The sequence below is a fragment of the Bradyrhizobium sp. UFLA06-06 genome (genome assembly GCF_054820065.1).
The window spans coordinates 1-22,939 of sequence record NZ_JADFUD010000075.1 but is presented as its reverse complement, the minus strand read 5'-3'; the positions used below and the strand labels follow the sequence as shown (position 1 = coordinate 22,939).

27 protein-coding genes and 1 pseudogene are annotated in these 22,939 nt (G+C 63.8%); 12 read left to right on the top strand and 16 right to left on the bottom strand.

The genetic code is table 11. The features are described 5' to 3' along the window. Positions 1 to 89: 89 nt before the first annotated feature. Positions 90 to 275 (bottom strand): hypothetical protein, encoded by a 186-nt coding sequence (locus tag IF803_RS37005; RefSeq protein ID WP_028339730.1) that lies wholly within the window; start codon positions 273 to 275, stop codon positions 90 to 92. A 277-nt stretch (positions 276 to 552) separates the two neighbouring features. Between IF803_RS37005 and IF803_RS37000 the strand changes: the two genes are divergently transcribed. Continuing rightward, positions 553 to 729, top strand: a complete 177-nt coding sequence (locus tag IF803_RS37000) for a hypothetical protein (RefSeq protein ID WP_461195615.1) — start codon at positions 553 to 555, stop codon at positions 727 to 729. A gap of 332 nt (positions 730 to 1,061) precedes the next feature. On the opposite strand, the gene acuR is transcribed toward IF803_RS37000, so the two are convergent. Next, positions 1,062 to 1,694: an acrylate utilization transcriptional regulator AcuR gene (acuR, locus tag IF803_RS36995; protein WP_212057715.1), complete on the bottom strand. Its 633-nt coding sequence runs from the start codon at positions 1,692 to 1,694 to the stop codon at positions 1,062 to 1,064. A gap of 128 nt (positions 1,695 to 1,822) precedes the next feature. On the opposite strand from acuR, the pseudogene IF803_RS36990 reads away from it, so the two are divergent. Beyond that, a pseudogene (locus IF803_RS36990) lies at positions 1,823 to 2,086 on the top strand (hypothetical protein); the annotation flags it as partial. Here the strand turns inward: IF803_RS36990 and IF803_RS36985 are convergent. Both IF803_RS36985 and IF803_RS36980 read right to left on the bottom strand, forming a co-directional pair. After that, entirely contained in the window at positions 2,073 to 3,395 is a 1,323-nt protein-coding gene (locus IF803_RS36985; protein ID WP_461195626.1) for an alpha/beta hydrolase domain-containing protein, read from the bottom strand. The pseudogene IF803_RS36990 and the gene IF803_RS36985 overlap by 14 nt on opposite strands. A 404-nt stretch (positions 3,396 to 3,799) precedes the next feature. Beyond that, positions 3,800 to 4,318 (bottom strand): hypothetical protein, encoded by a 519-nt coding sequence (locus tag IF803_RS36980; protein WP_461195614.1) that lies wholly within the window; start codon positions 4,316 to 4,318, stop codon positions 3,800 to 3,802. A gap of 1,308 nt (positions 4,319 to 5,626) precedes the next feature. Between IF803_RS36980 and IF803_RS36975 the strand changes: the two genes are divergently transcribed. Next, entirely contained in the window at positions 5,627 to 6,097 is a 471-nt protein-coding gene (locus tag IF803_RS36975; RefSeq protein WP_461195613.1) for a DUF992 domain-containing protein, read from the top strand. 697 nt (positions 6,098 to 6,794) lie between these two features. Here the strand turns inward: IF803_RS36975 and IF803_RS36970 are convergent. Next, entirely contained in the window at positions 6,795 to 7,208 is a 414-nt protein-coding gene (locus tag IF803_RS36970; RefSeq protein WP_016842508.1) for an SRPBCC family protein, read from the bottom strand. Positions 7,209 to 7,441: 233 nt separating this feature from the next. Between IF803_RS36970 and IF803_RS36965 the strand changes: the two genes are divergently transcribed. After that, positions 7,442 to 7,747 carry a hypothetical protein gene (locus IF803_RS36965; protein WP_461195612.1) on the top strand — a complete coding sequence of 102 codons (306 nt, stop codon included), beginning with the start codon at positions 7,442 to 7,444 and terminating at the stop codon, positions 7,745 to 7,747. 16 nt (positions 7,748 to 7,763) lie between these two features. Here IF803_RS36965 and IF803_RS36960 read toward each other — a convergent pair whose 3' ends face one another. The 3 genes from IF803_RS36960 to IF803_RS36950 all read right to left on the bottom strand — a co-directional run bounded on the left by IF803_RS36960 (position 7,764) and on the right by IF803_RS36950 (position 9,683). Beyond that, positions 7,764 to 8,399 (bottom strand): 2-dehydro-3-deoxy-6-phosphogalactonate aldolase, encoded by a 636-nt coding sequence (locus tag IF803_RS36960; RefSeq protein ID WP_461195611.1) that lies wholly within the window; start codon positions 8,397 to 8,399, stop codon positions 7,764 to 7,766. An 11-nt stretch (positions 8,400 to 8,410) separates the two neighbouring features. Then, positions 8,411 to 9,325, bottom strand: a complete 915-nt coding sequence (locus IF803_RS36955) for a 2-dehydro-3-deoxygalactonokinase (protein WP_461195610.1) — start codon at positions 9,323 to 9,325, stop codon at positions 8,411 to 8,413. Positions 9,326 to 9,467: 142 nt separating this feature from the next. Next, positions 9,468 to 9,683, bottom strand: a complete 216-nt coding sequence (locus tag IF803_RS36950; RefSeq protein ID WP_026192800.1) for a hypothetical protein — start codon at positions 9,681 to 9,683, stop codon at positions 9,468 to 9,470. 196 nt (positions 9,684 to 9,879) lie between these two features. Between IF803_RS36950 and IF803_RS36945 the strand changes: the two genes are divergently transcribed. Further along, entirely contained in the window at positions 9,880 to 10,056 is a 177-nt protein-coding gene (locus IF803_RS36945; protein WP_167350394.1) for a hypothetical protein, read from the top strand. Positions 10,057 to 10,151: 95 nt separating this feature from the next. On the opposite strand, the gene IF803_RS36940 is transcribed toward IF803_RS36945, so the two are convergent. Together IF803_RS36940 and IF803_RS36935 are read right to left on the bottom strand one after the other, a co-directional pair. Continuing rightward, complete coding sequence (locus tag IF803_RS36940) at positions 10,152 to 10,421, bottom strand: hypothetical protein (protein ID WP_035631163.1); 270 nt, start codon at positions 10,419 to 10,421, stop codon at positions 10,152 to 10,154. 140 nt (positions 10,422 to 10,561) lie between these two features. Beyond that, entirely contained in the window at positions 10,562 to 10,738 is a 177-nt protein-coding gene (locus IF803_RS36935; RefSeq protein ID WP_196238136.1) for a hypothetical protein, read from the bottom strand. Positions 10,739 to 10,926: 188 nt separating this feature from the next. Between IF803_RS36935 and IF803_RS36930 the strand changes: the two genes are divergently transcribed. After that, the gene (locus tag IF803_RS36930) at positions 10,927 to 11,151 is read left to right on the top strand and encodes a hypothetical protein (RefSeq protein ID WP_461195609.1); all 225 of its coding nucleotides are present in this window, start codon (positions 10,927 to 10,929) and stop codon (positions 11,149 to 11,151) included. 208 nt (positions 11,152 to 11,359) lie between these two features. After that, positions 11,360 to 11,716 (top strand): DUF6481 family protein, encoded by a 357-nt coding sequence (locus IF803_RS36925; protein WP_461195608.1) that lies wholly within the window; start codon positions 11,360 to 11,362, stop codon positions 11,714 to 11,716. 56 nt (positions 11,717 to 11,772) lie between these two features. On the opposite strand, the gene IF803_RS36920 is transcribed toward IF803_RS36925, so the two are convergent. Next, on the bottom strand, positions 11,773 to 12,012 hold the full coding sequence (locus IF803_RS36920) for a pentapeptide MXKDX repeat protein (protein ID WP_038385197.1): 240 nt from the start codon (positions 12,010 to 12,012) through the stop codon (positions 11,773 to 11,775). A gap of 369 nt (positions 12,013 to 12,381) precedes the next feature. Here IF803_RS36920 and dctP point away from each other — a divergent pair, with 369 nt between their 5' ends. The 3 genes from dctP to IF803_RS36905 are packed head-to-tail and all read left to right on the top strand — an operon-like array spanning position 12,382 to position 15,310. Continuing rightward, positions 12,382 to 13,404 carry a TRAP transporter substrate-binding protein DctP gene (gene dctP / locus IF803_RS36915; protein WP_461195607.1) on the top strand — a complete coding sequence of 341 codons (1,023 nt, stop codon included), beginning with the start codon at positions 12,382 to 12,384 and terminating at the stop codon, positions 13,402 to 13,404. Beyond that, on the top strand, positions 13,401 to 13,955 hold the full coding sequence (locus IF803_RS36910) for a TRAP transporter small permease (protein WP_461195606.1): 555 nt from the start codon (positions 13,401 to 13,403) through the stop codon (positions 13,953 to 13,955). Before dctP ends, IF803_RS36910 begins: the two co-directional genes overlap by 4 nt. Beyond that, complete coding sequence (locus IF803_RS36905; protein WP_461195605.1) at positions 13,952 to 15,310, top strand: TRAP transporter large permease; 1,359 nt, start codon at positions 13,952 to 13,954, stop codon at positions 15,308 to 15,310. The genes IF803_RS36910 and IF803_RS36905 overlap by 4 nt, the downstream gene beginning before the upstream one ends. Before the next feature lie 39 nt (positions 15,311 to 15,349). On the opposite strand, the gene IF803_RS36900 is transcribed toward IF803_RS36905, so the two are convergent. After that, on the bottom strand, positions 15,350 to 15,487 hold the full coding sequence (locus IF803_RS36900; protein ID WP_155262240.1) for a hypothetical protein: 138 nt from the start codon (positions 15,485 to 15,487) through the stop codon (positions 15,350 to 15,352). Positions 15,488 to 15,606: 119 nt separating this feature from the next. Between IF803_RS36900 and IF803_RS36895 the strand changes: the two genes are divergently transcribed. Next, on the top strand, positions 15,607 to 15,768 hold the full coding sequence (locus IF803_RS36895) for a hypothetical protein (protein WP_461195604.1): 162 nt from the start codon (positions 15,607 to 15,609) through the stop codon (positions 15,766 to 15,768). Positions 15,769 to 15,788: 20 nt separating this feature from the next. Here the strand turns inward: IF803_RS36895 and IF803_RS36890 are convergent, their stop codons facing one another. Beyond that, positions 15,789 to 16,637: an SMP-30/gluconolactonase/LRE family protein gene (locus IF803_RS36890; RefSeq protein WP_461195603.1), complete on the bottom strand. Its 849-nt coding sequence runs from the start codon at positions 16,635 to 16,637 to the stop codon at positions 15,789 to 15,791. A gap of 299 nt (positions 16,638 to 16,936) precedes the next feature. On the opposite strand from IF803_RS36890, the gene IF803_RS36885 reads away from it, so the two are divergent. Next, the gene (locus tag IF803_RS36885; RefSeq protein ID WP_461195602.1) at positions 16,937 to 19,156 is read left to right on the top strand and encodes a lytic transglycosylase domain-containing protein; all 2,220 of its coding nucleotides are present in this window, start codon (positions 16,937 to 16,939) and stop codon (positions 19,154 to 19,156) included. 138 nt (positions 19,157 to 19,294) lie between these two features. On the opposite strand, the gene IF803_RS36880 is transcribed toward IF803_RS36885, so the two are convergent. The 3 genes from IF803_RS36880 to lpdA all read right to left on the bottom strand — a co-directional run. Then, complete coding sequence (locus IF803_RS36880) at positions 19,295 to 20,263, bottom strand: tripartite tricarboxylate transporter substrate binding protein BugD (RefSeq protein WP_461195601.1); 969 nt, start codon at positions 20,261 to 20,263, stop codon at positions 19,295 to 19,297. 78 nt (positions 20,264 to 20,341) lie between these two features. Further along, positions 20,342 to 21,583: a threonine synthase gene (locus tag IF803_RS36875; protein ID WP_461195600.1), complete on the bottom strand. Its 1,242-nt coding sequence runs from the start codon at positions 21,581 to 21,583 to the stop codon at positions 20,342 to 20,344. 162 nt (positions 21,584 to 21,745) lie between these two features. After that, on the bottom strand, positions 21,746 to 22,939 hold a 1,194-nt coding region (lpdA, locus tag IF803_RS36870), incomplete at its 5' end, for a dihydrolipoyl dehydrogenase (RefSeq protein WP_461195599.1).

The window sequence follows — 22,939 nt, the reverse complement described above, 5'->3', positions numbered from 1 at the left end:
CTCCGGGCGCAATCTCCACGTCGATGGAGGCAAAGCGCCTCCCGCCCGAACATGGGCGCAGATTAAGTATCTTCACTATTCATCCCTGTTTAGGCGACGCGAGAAAGCGCCCCATCAACTGCTGCCTTCACTTCCGTCAGCCACTCGCGCGGCATCTCGGATAGATGCGCTGTCCGCCATTCGGCGTCGTCACGACCAATCAGAACCTTCACGGTCACTGAATCCCCGCCGGCATAGTAGAGATCATCGACGTAAGAGCCGTCCCGCATAACCATCCCGCGTTCCTCTCGCCCATCTGGGTTGGACCAATACTCAACAGTGGGGTTTCTCGAGCCAAATACTAAATAGGCACCACGCGGCGGCCTCAGACAGCGCCCCAGAGCACACAATCCGGGGCCATCGACCGGGAAACCGACCTCCGACCGGGCAGCCCATGGGAGGCCGGTTTCTCGGGCCCTGGGCGGCCCGCTTCCCGCAGTCGATCCCGATTAATCAAATGGGAACCTTCCAAGTGCAGAATGATTAACCGAAGTTAATCTTGGAGGCTGAGGAATGTCGGACGAAGACATCGCCCTGCGAGCCGTCAGTGCGGCCCAAGAGATCCTTGAGGAATATCTCGAACCTCGCCCGCGCTCCAATGAGCGCCTAATCCTTGATCGACTGGTTGAGGTACTGGAGCAACCCAGTCTGATCGTTGCGGTCAATCGAAGTAAGCGAAGCCACAGCTGACCGTGGAACGGGTGCCACTGGCCGCCGGAAGGTTAGGCAGTCGCCAAAAATCGCTATGGGACTCAATGGCGCCCCAGTTGCCTAACCTTGGCGCTAACCCATTGTTTCATCTACATTCTGTCAATCCTGCCGGGATCGCCAGATTACAGAGGCCAAAATTCCTTAGATTTCAAAGGCCTTTAGCTGGTTTGCGGTGCAAAGCTAATTCACGCTTTGTGTAGAGCAGATGCCGATCAATGCAGCTGTTTGACGCCAAATGTTGCACCAAATCCCCGAACCAATTCCGCAGCGAAACGATAGTTTGATATTGAACGACCCAATGACAAAAAGGCTCATTTACTGAGGAGCTTGAAAAAACCTTTCGAGAAGGAGTGAAGCGGCTCGGAACGGCGCTCGAGTTTGGCGCGCAGGACCGCGCCCTCCCAGCCGATCCAGAAGAATTCGGCAAGCCAATCGCAATCGTGGCTGGAAGAGATCGCACCCATGGTTTGAGCAGATCTCAAGCACTTGGCTGTGCGCTGCTGCCAGTCGATGAACACAGCGAATAGTTGCTGACGAAAAGATTGTGGAAGTGCGCCCATCTCCTGGCCAAGATTGCCGACCAAACAGCCGCGCGTATAACGGAAGCGCTTCATGGCAAACGCAGCATCGTCGGTAAAACCCCTAAGCCTCTCCAGCGGGGGGTGTTGCTCGTTCAGGAAGAAGCTGTCGAGCTTCCGCGAAAAATAGGCAGCGTAGCTGTCGATCAGTTCCGCTCCAAATGCTTCCTTGCTCGGAAAGTAGTGGTAGAACGAACCCTTTGGCACGTCGACGCTACGCAGGACTTCCTCGATTCCCGTCGCGGAATAGCCCTTCTCCGTCAACATGACGACACCTGCACGGACCAGCGCGTCACGGGTCGCGCTAGTGCCGGCAAGTTCTTTCGGTGGTCGCCCGCGACGGCGGAGAGGCAGCGTCTTGCTCATGCAGATTATAATAGACCGATCGTCTAGGAGAAGGAAACAGCAAGTGACGGCGCCTGCTTGGATTGACCTGCTCCCCTGAAACGCCCCGGTTTTAAGTTACGGCTCTGTTCTCCAGTGAAGAGACGACCATGCGTAAGAGCAGGTTCTCGGAAGAGCAGATCATCAAGGTGCTGAAGGAGCATGCTGCCGGTCGTCGCTAGAGCGTTTTCGAGCGAAGTGGGCACCGGTTCGCGTGAAGAAAACGCGTCAAAGCAAGAATCTAGAGCTTCGGTTCTGATTCAATCAGAACCGAAAATGCTCTAGGTGATCCGTGTCGGAAGCACGGCATCAGTGATGCGACGTTCTACAAGTGGCGATCGCTCGTGACCCGGGCGTCCCTCAGCGTGGCGCGTCATTCGCAGGGGCGGGTGCGAACAGTTTGCTCGACGCGGCTTCCTGAACGATCACCGCGGCATCTTCCGGCAGCATGAGGCCGCGCGTCACGAGGTCCTGCGCGGCGATGCGGATCCGGTTCACGTAATCGTCGCGGGTGCGATAGCGCTCCTCGATCGACGGACGGGTGTCGGGCGTGCGTTCCCGTTCCGCCTTCGTCGCAGCGAAGGGCGAGAAGAATCCAACCAGCATGCAGGTGAACGTCTGCGGCTGGTTCTGTCCGCCATTGGTACCGGTCGGCACCGCGATGTCAGGCAGCCGGACGCCGCCGAGCGCGTTGCCGTCCTGATCGCGCTTCGGCACCTGGATCACGGCAGCGGAAAGCGCGGTCGGTGCGCGCAGCGCGGGCGGGTCGCCGCTCGCGGTATCGAGCGGCATCAGTTCGCTGGCGGGCGGCTCGGCGTTGCGGCTCACCCAGTCATCGAGATGCAGCAACAAGGCCCGCGACAAGGGAGCCCAATCGAGACGGCCGGGCGATTGCATGCACGTGGGCGCCTTTAGAACCACCACATGCGAGCCGCCGGCGACATCGTACATCCGTACATTGGCGGGGAGCGGCTGGTCCGCGGTACCGGACGCGCCGGTGCGGCCGAGCGAAGCGCGCAGCGAGTAGTAATCCGTGGTCGAGTTGACCAGCATCATTTTCGGCGGCACCTCGCCGCGCGCCGCGACCTTGGCGGTGATCTCGCCGATCGTGAGCGGCCCGTCATTCACGCCGGGAAAGTCCGGATTGGCGAAGGTGGGAGCCTCTTCGCCGCTCGATTTCGGCCCAAGGCCGGTCTGCAGGATCGGAAGAAGACCAGCAGCCGAGACGAACACATGCATGCCGTCGAATACGCGCCGGTTGCCCACCATGTTGAAGCCGTTCAAGAGAAAAGTCTTCAGGAAGCGTCCGTCCTGGGATTTGCCGCTCGCGAGCACGCGGCTGATAGCGCCCTTGAGCGGGTTCGGCGTTCCTCCGGCGTCAGTGGCTGCGTGCGCGAGGAAATCCGCGGCATCGCGCACGATCGCAAAGCCTACCCCCTCGACGTAACGCGTCTTGCCGTCGCTGTCGGCGAACGAAGGTAGCTCCGCGCCCTGTCCGAACTCCCAATGCACCTCGGCGATCGCAAAACCGTGGTCCTGGAGAAAGCCGGTGCCCTGCTCCAGCGTGCCGGAGAGAAACGGCGCGTCGCGCGGCGAGTTGTAGAGCGCCTCGGCGTAGACGCGACCGCGGTTGGGCACATCCACCAGCAATGCGCCGTTGCCGGCGCGCAGAGCCGCCGGCATCATGAGAATGATCTTTGCCGCGTAGTCGACGCGCCCGCGTTCATTGCGCGCCGCCTTGTCGATGCCCGGAATGGCCTCTTGCGGCGCCAGGTCGCCATGGATCATGCCCTGCCAGATCACATAGTCGCCGGTGCGAAACGTACCGTACGGCTGCTTCGAGGTGAATTCGATTTTGGTGACTTCCGCGGACGCAGATCGCGTCACAGCGACGAGGCTGAGCAGACAGAGCAGAGACGACACGATGGGCCTGTTCAGGTGCAACATTTGGAATCCTCCCGGCTTGATCGCCATGACGTTTTTGGTGTCGCCGTTGTCCAGATATCGTCACAGGGGGAGACATCGTGGAAACGGACATAATGGACCGGCAATTTCTCACCGGTCCATCGCCTGTCGCGAAGACCTTCTCACTCCATCCAATAGTCGATGTCGGTCTGATTGGCATTGACGCCGGCCTTCGGCTCGGACGGCCCATGGCTGCTAATGATGCCACGAATCCTGGCGAGGCTACCTGTGCCTCCAGTAATGACGCCCGATGTCATGTTTGTAAGCTTCCCGTCTCCACTGCTTTGGGCGACCAGAGATGTCCTGACAAAAAACTTGTCGCCATTCTCCAGTATCCAGACGTTGTAGATGAGGGCCGGACCATTGTTATCGATGTAGTCCGACATGCCGCGCGTCCACTGCTCCTTCAACTTCGACCCGTTGATCATGGGGGCATCGTCCCCATAGGTCCGCCGAATTTCGAAGAGCCGAGCTTGATGTCCCGGAATATCGCCAACATCGATGATATGTTGTTGGGTGTATGTCGTCTGAGTTGCCGGGGTATCATAGCTGACATGGTGCTTTTGTTGGGCCATGGCCACCGGAGCGGTCAGAGCCATTGCGAGAGCGATCGTCATTCCAAGCGCGATCTTGCGGACCATGTGTGACCTCTCATGTTGGAAACCAGCCAACCGCGAAGGAGTCGGCGGACGTTGTCTATTGAAGATGTCTCGATCAATCCGTCAGCGCTCGGCAGCGACCGAACTCCGCCAAAGCCGATATCACTGCATTTTACGGGGACCCATTAAATTAGACCGATCGTCTAATATTTGGCTGAGAGCGATTTCGCGAATCACTCTTTATTGACGACGCTTTGTCGGGACACGTTTCCTGCCGCGAAGGCAGCGTCTCGATGCCCGACGTCAACGACGAAGGCGAGCGCCACGCGCGGATCAGGTATCAGGACGTCTACGGCACCTGACCTGCGGACGCGCGAGCTGCAGCGAGCGCGACGCGCGCCGCGAGCGTGACCGGGCATGGGCAGCGCGCCAGGCGCGGCAGCTCAATGCCGATTGCGAGGAGGAGATCGCGCGGCGGCACGGCGCCCGATCCCCGGAAAAATCACCGGACCGCACGGACGATGCGCGCTGACGATTTGAGGTGTCGCGACAATCGCCGCGGCGCCCGGTTTGTTTCTACTCCACGGGTTGCAGGTTCGAATCCCGTCGGGATCGCCACCCCACTCCCCTCAATGAAACCATTTTCAAGAAGCCACGAAGCCCGCCGGAAACAAACCCGGCGTAGCGTCCCGGCATTGGACCAAGGGGATTAGGTCATGTGGGATTTCATCAACGAGTTGTATCGGGATTTCTGCCTGGCTCGCCTGCAGGAGATGCGGAAGCTGGAGCACCATAGCTGATCGGGCGGAGCATCGGTGGCGATCAGCCGTTCTCGCGCGGCGGCGTGGATCACCCTGACAATCGGACCTTCGCCAGCGCACAAGTCGCCAACACGAGTGCATCACGGGACGCCAGTCCCCGTATGACTACGGGGGCGCTCGAACCTTGGCGCCGGTTTTGCAGACACAAACATGACTGGGATTGCGGGCCCAGATTGGAGCAGGGCGCTGCCGGGACAATCCATTTCGAGCCCGGCGGCGTAATTTTTCGGGACAGGCTCACCGCCGTGATCCGAACGCCTTGGCGTCATTGCCAGGACCGGCCGCGTTGCTTCGCCGCGGCCTCTCCTGCCTGGAAATCGAGCACGCTCGTTCGACGTCGATAGACCCACCATCGAAGCGTCAGCCTGGACGGCGATGAAAAAGGATCGCCGTTGGTTGATCGTCGTCTTCCTGGCCGGTCGCTCGCGAACGTCGACCGTCGGCAGCAATCAAACCAATCTCTAAGGCTCTCTTAACCACAAGCGAAGGCCGCACGCGGGGTCGTGGGCCGATTGCGCGCCGATCCGCGTTGTCCGGCACCATGCGTATGACAAGCCGTTCGATCGCCTCTGCTCTGTGTGGTACGGCGATTCTCGCCGCGCCGCTCGCAGCCGCCAATGCGCAGCAGGTGCAGGCCGGAACGCTTGAGTGTCGTGGTGGCCCCGATACCGGGTTCGTCGTAGGTCCGGTGACCAACCTCAATTGCGTGCTGCACGTCGATAGCACGCCGGACAGTCGTTATGTCGCAGCCATCCGCAACCTCGGCGTTTTGATCGGAGATCAAGAAGTCGCCATGACTTGGAAGGTGATGGCGCCCGTGCCGTGGCTTGGAAGCGACGATCTCGCCGGCGGCTACGCCCACGCCGACGGCGCCGGCGTCAACGTTCTCGTCGGCGGCTCGAATACGCCGATCACGTTGCATCCGTTGAATGGGCAGAACACCCCCTCAACGCCGCCCCTGAAAATCGAGAACCTCGAGATTCGGCCGGTGGACCGCTGACCCTGAGCGCAGCCAGGTGATAGCCCGCGCGGTCGCCAGAATGCACAACGCCGTCCGCTTGAAATACATGCGAACGGCGCTGGCCCTAGCCCCAGGAAGGTGATGCAAAATCCTGACAGCTCCAAGAATGCACACTTTGTGCCAGCGGCGCATGTCCCAAATTGGCTATCACGCGGCATGGCCCAAATGGGCCATTTGGAAACACAGAAACGAAGATAAGTTAGGCACCGAGGCGCCGGCGACGGTGCCTCACGACCAAAGTGTCTACTTGGCCTCAGCGTGGCCCACGCGCTGAGGCCTTTCTTTTTTGATGTTCGCCGTGTGCCGTGAAATCAGTCGCCGTCTTTATCATTCAGCGCACGAAACGATTCCGTAGTTCTCCGTGCGTGAACAAAGTTCCGGCGGCGATTGAGGGACCGATCGCTTTCTGTTCGTGCGTTGCAGGTTCCAACACATGGCGTGAGCGCCCGCAACGCGCTTCGCAATTTCTTAATCCAAGAATGCGTTCTTAGGGGATTGTGAGTGCCCGCCTCGGTCGTCGATATTTTCAGGACCGCGATGGACGATTCCGGGACCGTCCTTTTTTCTCGATAAGGATTCGCACGACTCAAACATCAAGCGAGCGATGCGGACGCAGCACGCAGCGATCACGCCGCGCGCGGTCGCTTCAACGTCACGCCGCTCTCCAGTCGCCGAATCAGGACCGCCGCTTGGCTTCGACGTAACGCTTGAAGTTATCCAGGATCGCCTGCCAACCGCCGCGCTGCTGCTCGACCGAATGGGTATCCTCGCTATCGAAGCTGACCTGCACCTTGACGCCGCCGGTCTCCGGCGTGAATGCGACCTGCGCGCTGCGATCGCCGAAGGAATATTCGAGCAGACGGGGCTCCTCGACCCTGGTGTAGGTGCCGGCGAAATCGAACCCCATGCTGCCGTCCTTGGCTTCCATCCGCGACGAGAAGGCGCCGCCGGTGCGCAGGTCGACGGTCGCGGCGGTCGTGTGCCAATCGTCGGAAGCCGCGTTCCACTGCTTGATGTCGTCGGGTGTCGTGTAGGCGCGCCAGACATCCGCGATCGGCGCGGCAACGGTCGTTTCGACGGCAATCCTCATATCTATTCCCTCGTCGCGATGGGGTGAAATTGACGCGCTTCCCGGGCGGCGTCGAACCGCGGCCATTCTATTAGGGCCATAGATGCCTTCGTCAAATGACAACGGCCGGACCACCGGGAACATGAGGAGACCGGAGACGCCATTCAACCAACCAAATGGTGCGCGGCCGCCACAAGAATTTCGTCAGGAATGACCGTGTATGGAAGACGGGTCCAATGCCCGGAGAGCGCGTCATGCGGAACCTGAACACCGTCCTGAGCAAGCTGAACGACCGCCTGCTGCGGCTGGAGGGCGAACTGTTCGTGCTACGATCGATCGCGCGCGCCGCCCTCACCGCCGGCGACGAGTCCGCCGTCCGCACCCGCAAGCTGCTCGAAGGCGCCAAGCTCGCGCTGTCAGACGAAGCCGAACGGCCGCTGGACGCCGCGACCGGGAAATACGTCGCGGCCGCGATCGCCATGGTCGAAGAGCTGCTTGAGAATCCGCGTGAGGCGGCGGCGCTGTTCAGGGTGATCGACGGCGGCAAGCGGGACGATTAGCGCGCTTGCACCGAGCCTAGCCGGCGCCCGCCACGGCTCTGTCATACGCCTCGATCGTCACCCTTGCCCTGACCGCAATATCCGCGGCCGTCATGCCCGGCTTGTAGAGGCTGCTGCCGAGACCGAAGGCGCGAATGCCCGCCTTCACATATTCGGCGAAATTCTGGTCCGAGACGCCGCCGACCGCGGCGATCATCACATCCGGCGGCAGCACGGCGCGGATCGCGGTGATGCCGGCGGCGCCGAGCACGCTGGCCGGAAAGAATTTCAGGCTCGACGCTCCCGCGCGCGCGGCGAGCAGCGCTTCCGTCGGCGAGAATACGCCGGGCATCGTGATCATCGCATGGTCCCGCGCGCGCGCCAGCACCTCGACATCGACATTCGGCGCCACCATGAGGCGGCCGCCGACGTCGTGCAGGCGATCGACGTCTGCTGCAGTCAGCACCGTGCCGGCGCCGATCAGAACATCGGCCGACGCGCGCTTCGCCGCGATCTCGATCGAGCGGAACGGCTCGGGCGAGTTCAGCGGAATCTCGATCGCGGTCATGCCGGCGTCGAGCAGCGCGCTGACGATGCCCGGCACCTCGTCCGGCTTGACGCCGCGCAGGATCGCGACCAGCGGTCGCTTCATCGGCGGAAACGGAATGCTCATGCGTTGATTCCTCACTTCTTCCACATCGCCGCCGCCGCGCCGGCGAGACCACGGCGAACCGCCTCCTCCGCATCCACGGCATCGAGCGGAATCGAAAGGCATTCGAGCGCCATCTGATAGAGCCGCTGCAACCGGCCCGAGGCAATCAGCGTAACCGGCGCTCCCTGCTTCCGCTCCGCAAGGCCGGCGGCCAGCTCGACGCCGATCAGCGTACCCGAGATCGTCTCACGCGCGGCCTGTGCGCTGCCGCTGAACAGCAGCTGCCGCGATCGCACGCGAAACAGCAGATTGGCCGATAGCGCCGGCGCCGCGAATGCCGCCGTGACAGCCGCGCCGAACGCATCGCCGTCAACCGCCTCCTCTGCGCCGGCGACGGCGTGCGACAGGATGGTGTCGCGCGCGATCGCGCTGAACAACTCTCCGGTCATGAAGGTCGCAAAGCGCTCGACCATCCCGCCGCGGACCCTAACCCATTTGGAATGCGTTCCCGGCATGCAGACGAGCGCCTCGCCCGGCGCGTTCAAGCCGAGCGCGCCCAGCAGCTGGGTCTCCTCGCCCCGCATGACGTCGGGCGCGGCGGTATCACGCTGCGCAATCCCAGGCAGGATACGGATATCGCGCGCCTGCCCGCTGACCACGACGGCGCCCTTGAGGATGTCCGACAGATGCGCCGGCGTATCGATATAGCCGGCCTCGACCCAGCCCTGCCGCGCGCCCGCCATGCCGCAGATCACGACCGGCAGGTCGGCCGCCGCGCCCAGCGCATCGAGATGCGCTTGCAGCACGGCCGCAAAGCCGGTCCTGGCGGCCGCGGTCATGCCTTCATCGCTGCGGCGCTCACCGAGCACCTTGCCACTGGCGCCCATCAGCCAGAGCCGGAAGCTGCTGGTGCCCCAGTCGACCGCGGCATAGGAAAGCCCGTTCATCGCGCCCTGTTCCACGCTTTCAGTGTCCGGCGCGCCGACGGCGCCGCTGCCCAGACGCGATAAAGGCGATCATCGCGCCACGCAAGGCGGCCCGTTGGCGTGACGCCACGAGGCCTCGCCGGCATCGGATGCGCGGGATCGATTACCGCGCGCCCTTCAGCGTGCAGGAGGTCGTGCAGGTCGTAACGTTGCCGCGGTCACATTTGATGCAGGCGTTGACGCACTGATCCATGACCTTGGGATTGTACTGACTGTAAAGATTGGCCGCACAGCTGTTGGTCGATCCCGTGACCTCCGGGTCGGACCAGCAACCGGACAGTAAAAATGCTGCGGCACTCAAAATGGCGACCTTGCGCATAAGGCCTCCTGCCACGCTCTATCCGAGTAACCTTGATCGGTTAGGTTAAATTCTGGTTTCAATTGCGACCTTATTCGGAAGCAGTATTGCTTATCCACCGGACATTTCCCCAAGGTCCGGGCCCACACCGGCAAGGCCGTCAGGCGACCCCGCCTGGCGGCTTTGTTGCCCAGCAATGCACAAGGATACCAACAAGATGGCCCGAAAGCCGCGGTGGTCGTTCAAGGAGGACCGACGACTGATGGAACTGGCACGCTCCTCAAAGTCGCTGGAGGAGGTCGTGAAGGCGACCGGCCGCTCGCCGGAGCGGATCAAGAAGATGGCCATGCGCCTCGGCCTGTCGATCAAGCCGCGCGGTACCACCAAGAAATAACCTGAAATGCGGCGCTGCGGCGGCCCCGGCCGGCCGGCGCGCCTTCCAGCGAAATCGGCACCGCCTCGCGTGCGGACAACGCGCCAGAAAAAGATCTAGAGCTCCGGCGGACAATCGTCCTTCGCCCGCACCGGGATCGCCTTGACCTCGCCCTGCGGCTTGGCCTCAGCCTCCGCCTCGGTCGCCCGGGTGCAGGTGGTCAGCACGAAGGCGACCCGGCTGCATTGCCATTCCGGCCCGAGCGCCGCGTTGGACACCGGCTCGGGCGACGCCAGCGTCAGGGATAGATACGCCACCAAAACGGCACCCGCCGCGCCTGCGGCAGCCAGCGCCGCGCCCTTTCCGGACCACAGCTTGGACATCATGGCCTTGGTTCCCGCCGATCTCTGGGAGTCGAGGCAGCCCGCCTGTCCGCGTGTGATCGGAATCACAGCCGGGATCAAACAGTTCAGCCCTAGTCTTTGGGCTTGATGTGGGATCGATATTGCACTGCCGCAAGACGGGGTCAGCGCGCCGGCTCGATCACATTACAGTTGGTCCGGCCCGACATCAGGCAGTCCTGCATCTTGCTCGCCGCCGTCAGGTCATGCGCGAGCCAGAGGCCGACCGCGAGCATGACCGCTGCGACCAGCAGTCCGATCAGCGCGCCCCTTCTGCTGCCTCCGTCGTCGGAGTCGCTCATGCCAGCTTCGGTTCCCGATTGCCACGGTCCGCATCATGACGATTTGCACGGTTGCGTGCGATCAATTCTGCAACAGTCGCCCAATGAAATGCACGGCCACGGCCGTCGGCACCGCAATTCCGTTGCGCGCCAGGGGCGACTCGCGAAAGACTACTCGCTGAAGTGGAGCGCGTGTGCGGGGCGTGCCGATGAGCGAACAAGAAGCGACGACGTACGACTATCAGCGTTACAGGCAGTTGCTCTCGGAGGCTGTCGATGAGAGCACCAGGCTGCGGCTGATCAGTCTGCTGATCACCGAAAAGGCGCGCGACAGGCTGGAAGCCCAGCGCGCCTCGGACCGGAGCGCGATGACCGCCGAGACGGTTGCCAAGGTCCTGGGTAACGGACGACGCGAGCACCTTCAGCGCGGCTGAACTTTTCAACAGCACTTGTTCAACAGCCCTTGGTGACCAGCCACTCACCACGCGCCCGCGGGGCGAACGATGGCCGCTTGACGCTGGCTCATATCTCCCTTGCTCCACAGCCCTCCGTTCGCCACTGGCAATTTCGTCGCCATTCACTTATTGAAACGCCGAACCAACCCCATCCATCACCCGAACAGAAAGCAGCAAGGCTTCCTCTATGAGTGGCTTCAAGGAACCGGGTTTTGCCGACCGCCAGAAAGCGGCCCTGCAGGCGCGGCAAAACCTCCTCAACAAGTTTCGCTCCCAGCCGGGAGCTGACGATCCCGCTGTGAAGGCACGTGCCGAGGAGCGCGCGGCGATCGCCGACCGCCGCGCCAAGGCCAAGGAAACCCGTGAGGCCGAAAAGGCCGAGCAGAAGCGCCGCGAGGATGAGGCCGCAGCCGCCGAGGCCGCCCGCATTGCGCGCGAGAAGGAAGAGGAAACCGCCCGCGAGGAGGCGCTGCTCGCCGAGCAGAAGGCCAAGCGCGATGCCCGCTACGCGGCACGCAAGGAGCGCGGCAAGAAGAAGCGCTAAGGCGCAACCAGGCCCGCCAGAGCGGCGGGCCTGCGGACAGCGGGCGATGACGGCAGTCAGTTCTTCTTCATGCCGTCGTCTTTCTTCATCATCCCGCCGCCGTCCTTCTTCATGGCGTCGTCCTTCTTCATCATGCCACCGTCCTTCTTCATGGCATCCTTGGACATCGTGTCTTCCTTCTTCATCGCGTCATCCTTGCCCATCTTGTCCTGAGCGAAGGCGGCGGGCGCCAGCGCCAGGCTGAACGAGAGCAGCGCGGCGGAAAGGCCGAGGCGGGTCTTGGTGGTCATGGTCATGATCCCTTGTGTGGTCGAATGTGAGCGCGACGACTTGCCGCTCTCTGCTCGACGCACTTGCGCCGGCCGTCGTTACCTCCAATAACGAATTCTTGAAGCAGCACGGCTGCGGTCGCCCGGCGGCTGGTCGCGCGACGGTTGCGTGACGACGCGGCGTCACCGCGCATCAGTGTGCGCCGCAACAACGGCAAGGCTTGAATGTCAGGACTTGAGCGTCAGGACTTGAGCGTCAGGACTTGCAGCCCCGTATCGGCTCGCACTATCAGGGCGCCTCGAACTATCAGACTAGAGAATATTCACGCGAAGACCGGCTAAGCTAAAGCTCCGCGCCGGCCTAACAGCCACTCAAGAAGCTCTCAGGGGAGAACCATGCTTACACGCCGCCACGTCCTTGCTTCCGCCCTCGCCGCACCCGCCGTCCTGCGGATGGGCATCGGGACCGCGCATGCCGCGACCACACTGAAGATCTCCCACCAGTTCCCCGGCGGCACCATCGACAAGGGCGACTTCCGCGACCGGCTGTGCAGGATGTTCGCGGCCGAGGTCGCCAAGCGCTCGGGCGGCGACCTCACCGCAGAGGTCTACCCGAACTCGTCGCTGATCAAGACCAACGCGCAGTTCTCGGCGATGCGCAAGGGCGCGCTCGATCTCAGCCTGTATCCGATGCCTTATGCCGGCGGCGAATTGCCGGAGACCAATATCGGCCTGATGCCGGGCCTCGTCACCACCTACGATCAGGGCCTGCGCTGGAAGAAGGAGCCGGTCGGCAAGGCGCTGACCGACTTCCTCGCCGACAAGGGCATTCTGCTGATCTCCTGGGTCTGGCAGGCCGGCGGCGTCGCCAGCCGCTCCAAGGCGATCGTCGCGCCTGAAGATGCCAAGGGCCTCAAGGTGCGCGGCGGCTCGCGCGAGATGGACATGGTGCTGCAGACCGCCGGCGCCGCCGTGCTGTCGGTGCCGTCGAACGAGCTCTACGCCGCGATGCAGACCGGCGCCTGCGACGCCGGCATCACCTCCTCCACCAGCCTGATCTCGTTCCGCCTCGAGGAGGTCGCGAAATCGCTGACTTCGGGCGCGGGCGCCTCCTACTGGTTCATGCTGGAGCCGTTGATGATGTCGAAGGCGATCTTCGACAAGCTGCCGAAAAGCCAGCAGGACATCATCCTGGCCGTCGGCACCGAGCTCGAGGCGTTCGGCCGCAAGGGGGCGCAGGACGACGATACCGAAGTCGCCAAGGTCTACGAGAAGGCCGGCGCCAAGGTCAGTGCGCTCGATGCAACCATTGTCGGCAAGTGGCGCGACATCGCGCGCGATACCGCGTGGAAGGATTATGGCGCCAAGACCGCCACCGCCGCCAACCTTTTGAAGCTCGCAAGCGACGTCGCCGCATGATGCATGGTCCGGTCGCGGATCAGGCCGAAACCGCAAGCGTCGCCGCGGGCAACACGCCCGTGGCCTTGCTTGGGCGCGCGCTGTCGATCTGCAACAACATCATCGTGGTGTTCGCCGCGCTCGCCCTGGTCGCGGCCTGCGTGATCCTGAGCTACAGCGTGCTCGGCCGCGCCCTGTTCCACAGCCCGAACTACTGGCAGGACGAGGCGGCCGTGTTCCTCCTGGTCGGCGCCACCTTCATGACCTCGGCCTATGTGCAGAGCCAGCGCGGCCATGTCAGCATCGAGGCGTTCGTCGGGCTGCTCTCGGCGCGCGCCAACGCCATCAGGCTGTGGCTGGTCGACGTCGCGAGCTTCGCGTTCTGCGCCTTCTTCGCCTGGAAGTCCTGGACGCTGGCGCATGAAGCCTATGTCGACGGCCAGGTGTCCAACTCGATGTGGTCGCCGCCGCTGGCCATCCCCTACGTGCTGATGGCGCTGGGCATGACGCTGCTCTGCGTGCAGATCCTCCTGCAAATCATCATTCCGCTGACGGGTGGCGCACGCCGATGACCGTGTTTGGTATTGGTATCTCCTACGGACTTGCCACCCTGTTTGCGATGTTCTCCGGCATGCCGATCGCGTTCGCGCTCGGTGCCGTCGCGGTCGTGTTCATGGCGATCTTCATGCCGGCGGCCTCGCTCGATACGGTGACGCAGAACGTCTACGAGGAGATGGCCTCGATCACGCTGCTGTCGATCCCGCTGTTCATCCTGAAGGGCGCGGCAATCGGCAAATCGCGCGCCGGCCAGGATCTCTATTCGGCGCTGCACGCCTGGCTGCACCGCGTGCCCGGCGGCCTCGGCGTCGCCAACGTGTTCGCCTGCGCCCTGTTCGCGGCGATGGCCGGCTCCTCGCCGGCGACCTGCTCGGCGATCGGTTCCGCCGGCATTCCGGAGATGCGCAAGCGCGGCTATTCCGGCGGCTTTGCCGCGGGGATCATCGCCGCCGGCGGCACGCTCGGCATCCTGCTGCCGCCCTCGATCACGATGATCCTGTTCGCCGTCGCAGCCGAGAAATCGCTGGGACGGCTGTTTCTCGCCGGCATCGGCCCCGGCCTGCTGCTGGTGACGCTGTTCGGTTTCTACGCCGTGTTCCGCTTCCGCAAGGAATACGCCATGGCCCGCGCCGTCTATGACGCGACCGGCAAGGACGCGGCGATCCTGCAGCATGACGAATTCACCATGGCCGAGCGCTTCAGCGCGCTGCCGCGCGTGATCCCGTTCGTGCTGCTGCTGACCGGCGTGATGATCGCGCTCTATGGCGGCTACGCCACGCCGTCGGAAACCGCCGGCCTCGGCGGCCTCCTGGCGCTCGGGCTGATCGCCGTGATCTACAGCGTGTGGACGCCCGGCGACCTGTCGCCGATCCTGAAATCGACCATCCGCGAGTCCACCATGCTGATGCTGATCATCGGCATGTCGCTGCTCTATTCCTATGTGATGAGCTACCTGCACATCTCGCAGTCGGCGGCGGAAGCGATCGTCGCAATGCACCTGCCGCGCTGGGAGCTCTTGTTTGCGATCCTCGTGATGGTGATCGTGCTCGGCTTCTTCCTGCCGCCGGTCTCGATCATCCTGATGACCGCGCCGATCATCCTGCCGCCGCTGCGCGCGGCCGAGTTCGACATCATCTGGTTCGGCGTCGTCATGACCATCGTGATGGAGATGGGGCTGATCCATCCGCCGGTCGGCCTCAACATCTTCGTGATCCGCAACGTCGCGCCCGACATCCCCTTGAGCGAGGTGATCTGGGGCACGCTGCCGTTCGTGCTGCTGATGATGTTCGCAGTGCTGTTGCTCTGCTTCTTTCCGCAGATCTCGACCTGGCTGCCGAATCTGATCATGGGGCCGGACGGCGGGCGCTAGACCGTTTTCGCGCAGAGGGGACGCGGCAGGACCGGAGTTTCAGGCGGCCTCCTGCTCCCGAGCCGCCAGCGCCTTCTCAATCCGGCGGACCAGCAACGCCGTCGGACGCCCCTCGCGCTGCAGCCGGCGAAGCTCGTTCCACAGCCTGATGATTTCGCGGTCTCGCTCGGCGTCCATGGCGGCACTCTCCCGGAGCGCGCCAATATGAACGAAACGAGAACGAAACTCAAGACCCCGAGATCAAGACGCAGTCGCTCGTCCAGGAACCAGAGCGACGCGGCGCGATTGGTTCCTTCATGAAAATGGCCAAGGCAATTCGCAAGCAGGCGCAGACCGCGGAGCGGGTTGCATTGACGACGGCCGACGCACTTGTCGCCAACCAGATGCGCTCCCTCGCCCGCGCCTTCAGGAGCCAGGCCGATATCCTGAAGAGGAAAGAGAAGAAAAAGAAGAAGTGAGACGCGCCTGCGGTCGCGGCTCAGGGATAGCCATCACCCGGCGTGTCGACCTCGACCACATCGATCCGCGACGCGGACCTGCCCTTGCGTAGCTCCTCGTAGGACGTCTCCGCGCTCAGGCAGAACAGCGTCCTGCGGTCCGCACCACCGAGCGCGCAGGCAAGCGCGCGGCGGCCGGACACCGTGATGCGCTCACGCTCCACGCCAGTGCGATCGATCCGGACAAAAGCATCTTCCGTGAAAGACGCGACCCAGGTCGCCCCGTCGGCATCGAGGCAGATGCCGTCGGGATCGTTGATGCTGCCGAACCGCCCGCGCAGGCTCAGGCCGCCGTCCGGCGCGATGTCGTAATCGGCGAGACCTGCGCCATCCATTTCGGCAACGACGAGCCGGCGATGGTCGGAGGAGACGGCAATGCCGTTGGGAAACCGCAAGCCTTCCGCAACGACGCGCGCACTGCCGTCGGGCGTCACGAGGATGATGCGGCCTACCGCACCGCGGCGCTCCGGCGGCGGCAGGTTGAAGCCGAGATCGCCGACATAGGCGCGTCCCTGCCCGTCGATGATCATGTCGTCGATCGTGCCGGTCGCGACCTCGGATAGATCGGCATAGAGCGACAGCGCTCCGTCGGAAAACCGCAGCAGCCGCTTCCTGAACATCGTCAGCACGACGATGTCGCCATCAGGCAGTACGCCGAGACCACACGGCGTGTCGTCGGTCAGCGCAGCACGCTCCTGCAACTCGCCCGACGGGCTGATGCTCAGAAGCGTCCGCGCCATGCAATCGACGAACCAGAGCCGCCCGCGATGCCAGCGCGGGCCCTCAAAATAGCGGCCGCCGTCGAGGATGGTTCTGAGGCTAGCCGTCATGGCGCACCGGCTGGCGAAAAGTGATCTGTTAGTGACATCGGCAGCCCCCACGCGCGCTCGCAACGACGATACAATTCACGAGGAACCGGTCAAAGCACCGTGCTGCCTGTCCGTTTTCACCGTAAGAACCCCGGTTCCCGCGGGTTCCACACGTCATATTCCATATTTCGCCGTGTTTTCCCTGTTGAGTTGCAGCAGCATTAACACTCGAGAATCGAGGGTAGTGATAATCTGCGGCGGTTGTGCCGCCGTATGACGCGTTCTGTTGTGCCTCATGGTTTCTCAGGGGGGACCAGGGAATGAACCGTTGCCTACGTCCGCTGGCGTGTTTCGCCACCGCCGCCGCGCTCGCGCTGCTTCCGGTCCAGGCGACCGCCAAGCCGCATCACCAGCACCAGGCCAAGAGTGGCCACGGGGACAAGAAGGCGCATGGCGGCAAGGCCGCGCGCGAGAGTGCCTCCGGCAAGCGGCGGCACGCCAGACATGGCGCCGATAAACGGAAATCCGCGAAGGCCAAATCCGCTCCTTCCAAATCGGCTGAGAAGGCGCCCGAGCCGGAGAAACCCGCCGGGCCGCAATTGTCGGGCGATCTCGCCACGATCAGGGACGCGATCCTTGCCGCGCGCAGAGGCAAGACCAGCGACGCGACCGACATCCAGGCCAAGATCACCGATCCGGTCGGACGAAAACTCGTCGAGTGGTATCTGCTGCGCCACTCGGAATCGAGCGCACCGTTCACCCGCTATGCGGCATTCGTGACGGCCAACCCGGACTGGCCAAGCGTCACGCTGTTGCGCAAGCGCGCCGAAGCGCGGATGTGGCAGGAGCGCAGCGATCCGGCCACCGTGCACGGCTTCACCCTCGATCAGCCGATCAGCGCCAAGGGCAAGTTCGCGCTCGCCCGCACGCTGCTGGCCGAAGGCGACCGCGACGGCGCCACCCGCCTGGTGCGCGAAGCCTGGCGCTCGGAGGAGCTGTCCGATCGCACCGAGAGCGACGCCTATGATGCGTTCAAGGACCTGCTGACGCGCGACGACCATCGGGCGCGCATGGACAAGCGGATCGGCGCCAAGGACCTCGCCGGCGCGAGGCGCGTGGCGCAGCGGCTCGGCAGCGACGATCTGGCGATCGTGAAAGCCTGTGGCGCGGTCCGCGGACAATCCAGCAAGGCAGAGGACACACTCAACGATGTGCCGGCCGATGCCCGGCGCGATCTCGGCTACACGCTGTGCCGAATTCAGTGGCTGCTTGCGAAGAACAAGGTCGACGAAGCGGCGCGCGTGACGATCGCGGCTGAGCCCGAGACGATGGCGCAACAGGACACCGACCAGTGGTGGCGCGAGCGCCGCATCCTCTCCCGCAAGCTGCTTGACCAGGGCGAGTACCAGGCGGCCTATGACGTGATCCGGCCCGCGGCGGCGCCGGACAATCCTTATTACCGCTCCGACATGCACTTCATGCGCGGCTGGATCGCGCTGCGCTATCTCAACGACGCCAACATCGCCGCGGCGCATTTCGCGCATATCGACGAGGGCCAGACCAACCCGACCGTGCTGGCGCGCGCCGCCTATTGGCGCGGCCGCGCCGCCGAGGCACTCGGCAATTCCGTGGCGATGCGGGCCGATTACCAGGCCGCCGCGCGCTACCCGACGGCCTATTACGGTCAGCTCGCGCTGGCCAGGCTCGGCCGTGATGGTGGCGTCGAGCTGCGCGCGCCCTCGCCGGCCGCTAGCGCCGGCAGCATGGCAGCGGATGAGCGCGTCCGCGCCGCCGATATGCTCTATGCGATCGGCGAGCCCGACATCGTGCTCTATTTCGCGGCCGACCTCGCCGAGGAAAGCACCGATGTCGGGATGCTCGAAGCGCTCGGCGAGCTGACCGGCCGCCGCAACGATGCCCGCGCCATGCTGCAGATCGGCAAGATCGCCCTCGCGCGCGGCTTTGCCTTCGACCATTACGCTTTCCCCGTGATCGGCATTCCCAAGCACACGCCGATCGCGCCCGATATCGGGCGCAGCATGACCTACTCGATCGCGCGCACCGAAAGCGCGTTCGACCAGCGCGACAAGTCGGCGGCCAACGCCGTCGGCCTGATGCAGGTGACCCCGGAAGCCGGCCGCGACACCGCGAAGCGCTTCGGCGTCAGCTACGACTGGAGCCGGATGGTGTCCGATCCCGTCTACAACACCCAGATGGGCGCCGCCGAGCTCAGCGCGTTGCTGTCGGAATATCGCAACTGCCACATCATGACCTTTGCCGGCTACAACGCCGGCCGCGGCCGCGTTCGCGACTGGATCAAGGCCTATGGCGACCCACGCGATCCCAAGGTCGATCCGGTCGACTGGGTGGAGCGGATCCCGATCTCCGAGACGCGCAACTACGTCCAGCGCGTGATGGAGAATTTCGCAGTCTACCAGACACGGTTCGAGGACGCCGGCACGGCGATAGCCAAGAACGGCGAGCGCATCGTGACGCAGGAGAGCAACGCGGCGCCGGCTGAGACAATGCCGTCGCAATAATGCAGCGTGGTCGCGGCGCAGGCCGGAACGCATAACCACCGCTGGAGGTCATTCGGAAATCGTCGAACCGATTGCTCCTTGCGTCGGCCGCGGCGTATGGGTCCCGGCCTTCGCCGGGACGACGCCCATGGATCCGTCTCAATCCACCTTCACGTTGGCGGCCTTGATCATCGGCCACCATTTTGCAATCTCCGCCTTCTGCCAGGCGCCGAGCGCTTCCGGCGCGAGCTGATCCTTCGGCGGCATCTGCAAGCCCAAATTCTCGAGTTGCTTCTGCACGGCCGGATCGGCCAGCGCCTCGACTGCAGCGGCGTTGAGCTTGGCCACGATCTCCTTCGGGGTACCCTTCGGCACCCAGAGGCCGGACCACAGCGTCATGTGGAAGCCCGGCAGACCGGCCTCGTCGACCGTCGGAACGTCGGGCGCATTCGTGACCCGCTTGGAATCGGTGACCGCATAGGCGCGGATATTGCCGGCGCGGACCTGGTTGATCGAGTTCGAGGTTTGGTCGACGATGATGTCGATCTGGCCGGCGACGAGGTCGTTCAGCGCCGGCCCGGTGCCGCGATACGGCACATACTGCAGCTTGATGCCGGAGACGTTCTCGAAATAGAGCCCGGCGATATGGCTGCCGCTGCCGGCGCCGGCGGTGCCCGCGGTCGGCGGCGCCGGCCGCGACTTCAGCCACTCCAGCAATTCTTTCAGCGATTTCGCCGGCACGGCGTTCTTGCTGACGATGATCATCGGGTTGCTCGGCAGCAGCACCACCGGCTCGAGATCGGTGACGAGGTCGTAGCCGAGCTTGTAGATCGCGCCGTTGGCGACATGGGTGCCGAGATGGCCGAACGAGATGGTGTAGCCGTCGGGCGCCGAGCGCACCGCACGGCCGACGCCGATCGAGCCGCCCGCCCCGGTCACGTTCTCGATCAGAAGCACCTCGCCCAGCGACTGCTTCATGCGCTCGCCGAGGATGCGCGCCATCGCATCCGAGGGGCCACCGGCAGCAAACGGCACCACGATGGTGATCGGGTGCGCGGGATAGGTTTCCGCGGAAACGGTCCCCGTCAACGCCAACATCGCCAACACGGCCAGAACCAGCTTCCGCATCACGCTCTCCCTCAATCTTCTTTGTCGTATCATTTTTGAAGGGCCACCTTTCGACAAGATGGCCCTTCGGATGAGGCGTCAGAACTGCGAGAAGTCGATCGGCTTGTGCCGGTCGAGCGTGCGGGTGATCGGCGGCAGCGGGTATTTCAGGCCGCTGGCGCAGTTGAACAGCATCACGCGTTCGGTCTTGCTGACACGGCCGTCGGCGAGGCTCTCTTTGTAGGCGGCATAGGTCGCGGCGCCCTCGGGGCACAGCAACAGCCCCTCCTCGCGCGCGACCTCGTTGAGGGCGGCGCTGATCTTGTCGTCATCGACCGCGATCGCAAAGCCCTTGCTCTCGCGCACCGCGCGCAAAATGAGGAAGTCGCCGATCGCCTGCGGCACGCGGATGCCCGAGGCGATGGTGTGGGCGTCCTCCCAGCGCGCGGCGTGTTCGGTGCCGGCCTCATAGGCCCGCACCATCGGCGCGCAGCCGGAGGCCTGCACCGCGACCATGCGCGGCCGCTTCGAACCGATGAAGCCGATCTTCTCGAGCTCGTCGAACGCCTTCCACATCCCGATCAGGCCGGTGCCGCCGCCGGTCGGATAGAAGATCACGTCGGGCACGTCCCAGCCGAGCTGCTCGGCGAGCTCGAGGCCCATCGTCTTCTTGCCCTCGATCCGGTACGGCTCCTTCAGGGTCGAGGTGTCGAACCAGCCGACTTTCGCCTTGCCCTCGCCGACGATCTTGCCGCAGTCGTCGATATAGCCGTTGACGCGATAGACGGTGGCGCCCTGCAGCTCGATCTCGCTGACATTCACTTCCGGCGTGTCCGCCGGGCAGAAGATCGTGGTCTTGATGCCGCACGAGGTGGCGTAGGCCGCCAGCGCCGCGCCGGCATTGCCGTTGGTCGGCATCGCCATGTGCTTGATGCCGAGCGCCTTGCCCATCGACACCGCCATCACAAGGCCGCGTGCCTTGAACGAGCCGGTCGGCAGCCGGCCTTCATCTTTCACAATGATCTCGCCGCCGCCAAGTCTGGCGCCGAGCCGCGGCAGCCGGATCAGCGGCGTCGTGACTTCGCCGAGGCTGACGATGTCCTTGCATTTGCGCACCGGCAGCAGCTCGCGGTAGCGCCACAGATCGGCGGGACGCTGCGCCAGCGCATCCTTGGTCAGCGCCTTCTTCACCCCGGCAAGGTCGTAGCGCACCAGCAGCGGCTTGCCGGCCTTGGAGAGATTGTGCACCTGGTCGGCCGGATAATGATCGCCCTCCATCGCGCATTCGAGATGGGTGACGAAAGTCGGGCGTTCGATGGTGAGGTTGTCGTTGTCTTTCACGAGATTCTGTCCTTCTTGTTCTTCTTGAGTTCTTCCCTGCCGGATCCGTCACCCTGAGGAGCGCGAAGCGCGTCTCGAAGGGCGACGAGCCCGGCTGCTAGGTCTCGGCCGTGCATCCTTCGAGGCTCGCTGCGCTCGCACCTCAGGATGACGGAGCTGAGACTAGATATTCAGCACGCGCCCATAGGCGTCGAGCACTGCTTCCTTCATCATCTCCGACAAGGTCGGATGCGGGAATACGGTGTGCATCAGTTCCTCTTCCGTGGTCTCCAGATTCATTGCCACGACATAGCCCTGGATCAGCTCGGTGACCTCAGCGCCGATCATGTGGGCGCCGAGCAGCTGTCCGGTCTTCTTGTCGAAGATCACCTTGACGAGGCCCTGGTCCTCGCCGAGCGCAATCGCCTTGCCGTTGCCGACGAAGGGAAAGCGGCCGACGCGGATCTCGCGGCCGCCTTCCTTGGCGTTGGCCTCGGTGAGGCCGACGGAGGCGACCTGCGGGTTGCAATAGGTGCAGCCCGGGATCATCAGCTTGTCCATCGGATGCGGATGCAGGCCCTTGATCGCCTCGATGCAGATCACGCCTTCATGCTCGGCCTTGTGCGCGAGCATCGGCGGCCCCGCGACGTCGCCGATCGCATAGATGCCGGGAACGTTGGTCTTGCCGAGGCCGTCGATCACGATGCAGCCGCGGTCGGTTTTGACGCCGAGCTTCTCCAGCCCGAGATTCTCGATATTGCCGACCACGCCGACCGCCGAAATCACGCGCTCGAACTCCACCGCTTGCGGCTTCTCCTTGCCGTCGTCGATGGTCGCAACCACGCTGTCGGCCTTCTTCTCGAGCTTTGTCACCTTGGTCGAGGTGAGGATCTTGATCCCCATCTTCTCAAACCGCTTGCGGGCGAGCCCTGCGATTTCCGCATCCTCGACCGGGAGAATCTGCGGCAGCACCTCGACCACGGTGACGTCGGCACCCATGGTGTGGAAGAACGAGGCGAACTCGATGCCGATCGCGCCGGAGCCGACCACCAGCAGCGACTTCGGCATCCGCTCCGGCACCATCGCCTCGAAATAGGTCCAGATCAGCTTCTTGTCGGGCTCGAGCCCGGGCAGCACGCGCGGCCGCGCGCCGGTCGCCACGATGATGTGCTTGGCCTGATAGGTGCCCTCGCCGCTGGCGCCCTTCGGCGCCTCGACCGCCGACTTCTTCACCGTGATCTTGCCGGGCGCATCGATCGTGGCGTCGCCCCAGATCACCGTGACCTTGTTCTTCTTCATCAGGAAGCCGACGCCGTCATTGAGGCGCTTCGAGACGCCGCGCGAGCGCTGCACCACGGCCCTGTCTCTTATACACAT

What these genes read in the sequence shown, in the direction of transcription:
- IF803_RS36940 (WP_035631163.1), bottom strand. Translation starts at nt 10,421, where the DNA reads ATGATGTCCAAGCTGTGGTCCGGAAAGGGCGCGGCGCTGGCTGCCGCA.
- IF803_RS36885 (WP_461195602.1), top strand. Translation starts at nt 16,937, where the DNA reads ATGAACCGTTGCCTACGTCCGCTGGCGTGTTTCGCCACCGCCGCCGCG.
- IF803_RS36880 (WP_461195601.1), bottom strand. Translation starts at nt 20,263, where the DNA reads ATGCGGAAGCTGGTTCTGGCCGTGTTGGCGATGTTGGCGTTGACGGGG.
- IF803_RS36935 (WP_196238136.1), bottom strand. Translation starts at nt 10,738, where the DNA reads ATGAGCGACTCCGACGACGGAGGCAGCAGAAGGGGCGCGCTGATCGGA.
- IF803_RS36985 (WP_461195626.1), bottom strand. Translation starts at nt 3,395, where the DNA reads ATGCCGGCGGCTCTGCGCGCCGGCAACGGCGCATTGCTGGTGGATGTG.
- IF803_RS36980 (WP_461195614.1), bottom strand. Translation starts at nt 4,318, where the DNA reads ATGGTCCGCAAGATCGCGCTTGGAATGACGATCGCTCTCGCAATGGCT.
- IF803_RS36920 (WP_038385197.1), bottom strand. Translation starts at nt 12,012, where the DNA reads ATGACCATGACCACCAAGACCCGCCTCGGCCTTTCCGCCGCGCTGCTC.
- IF803_RS37000 (WP_461195615.1), top strand. Translation starts at nt 553, where the DNA reads ATGTCGGACGAAGACATCGCCCTGCGAGCCGTCAGTGCGGCCCAAGAG.
- dctP (WP_461195607.1), top strand. Translation starts at nt 12,382, where the DNA reads ATGCTTACACGCCGCCACGTCCTTGCTTCCGCCCTCGCCGCACCCGCC.
- IF803_RS36950 (WP_026192800.1), bottom strand. Translation starts at nt 9,683, where the DNA reads ATGCGCAAGGTCGCCATTTTGAGTGCCGCAGCATTTTTACTGTCCGGT.
- acuR (WP_212057715.1), bottom strand. Translation starts at nt 1,694, where the DNA reads ATGAGCAAGACGCTGCCTCTCCGCCGTCGCGGGCGACCACCGAAAGAA.
- IF803_RS36900 (WP_155262240.1), bottom strand. Translation starts at nt 15,487, where the DNA reads ATGGACGCCGAGCGAGACCGCGAAATCATCAGGCTGTGGAACGAGCTT.
- IF803_RS36905 (WP_461195605.1), top strand. Translation starts at nt 13,952, where the DNA reads ATGACCGTGTTTGGTATTGGTATCTCCTACGGACTTGCCACCCTGTTT.
- IF803_RS36930 (WP_461195609.1), top strand. Translation starts at nt 10,927, where the DNA reads ATGAGCGAACAAGAAGCGACGACGTACGACTATCAGCGTTACAGGCAG.
- IF803_RS36925 (WP_461195608.1), top strand. Translation starts at nt 11,360, where the DNA reads ATGAGTGGCTTCAAGGAACCGGGTTTTGCCGACCGCCAGAAAGCGGCC.
- IF803_RS36970 (WP_016842508.1), bottom strand. Translation starts at nt 7,208, where the DNA reads ATGAGGATTGCCGTCGAAACGACCGTTGCCGCGCCGATCGCGGATGTC.
- IF803_RS36890 (WP_461195603.1), bottom strand. Translation starts at nt 16,637, where the DNA reads ATGACGGCTAGCCTCAGAACCATCCTCGACGGCGGCCGCTATTTTGAG.
- IF803_RS36910 (WP_461195606.1), top strand. Translation starts at nt 13,401, where the DNA reads ATGATGCATGGTCCGGTCGCGGATCAGGCCGAAACCGCAAGCGTCGCC.
- IF803_RS36945 (WP_167350394.1), top strand. Translation starts at nt 9,880, where the DNA reads ATGGCCCGAAAGCCGCGGTGGTCGTTCAAGGAGGACCGACGACTGATG.
- IF803_RS36965 (WP_461195612.1), top strand. Translation starts at nt 7,442, where the DNA reads ATGCGGAACCTGAACACCGTCCTGAGCAAGCTGAACGACCGCCTGCTG.
- IF803_RS36955 (WP_461195610.1), bottom strand. Translation starts at nt 9,325, where the DNA reads ATGAACGGGCTTTCCTATGCCGCGGTCGACTGGGGCACCAGCAGCTTC.
- IF803_RS36960 (WP_461195611.1), bottom strand. Translation starts at nt 8,399, where the DNA reads ATGAGCATTCCGTTTCCGCCGATGAAGCGACCGCTGGTCGCGATCCTG.
- IF803_RS37005 (WP_028339730.1), bottom strand. Translation starts at nt 275, where the DNA reads ATGGTTATGCGGGACGGCTCTTACGTCGATGATCTCTACTATGCCGGC.
- IF803_RS36895 (WP_461195604.1), top strand. Translation starts at nt 15,607, where the DNA reads ATGAAAATGGCCAAGGCAATTCGCAAGCAGGCGCAGACCGCGGAGCGG.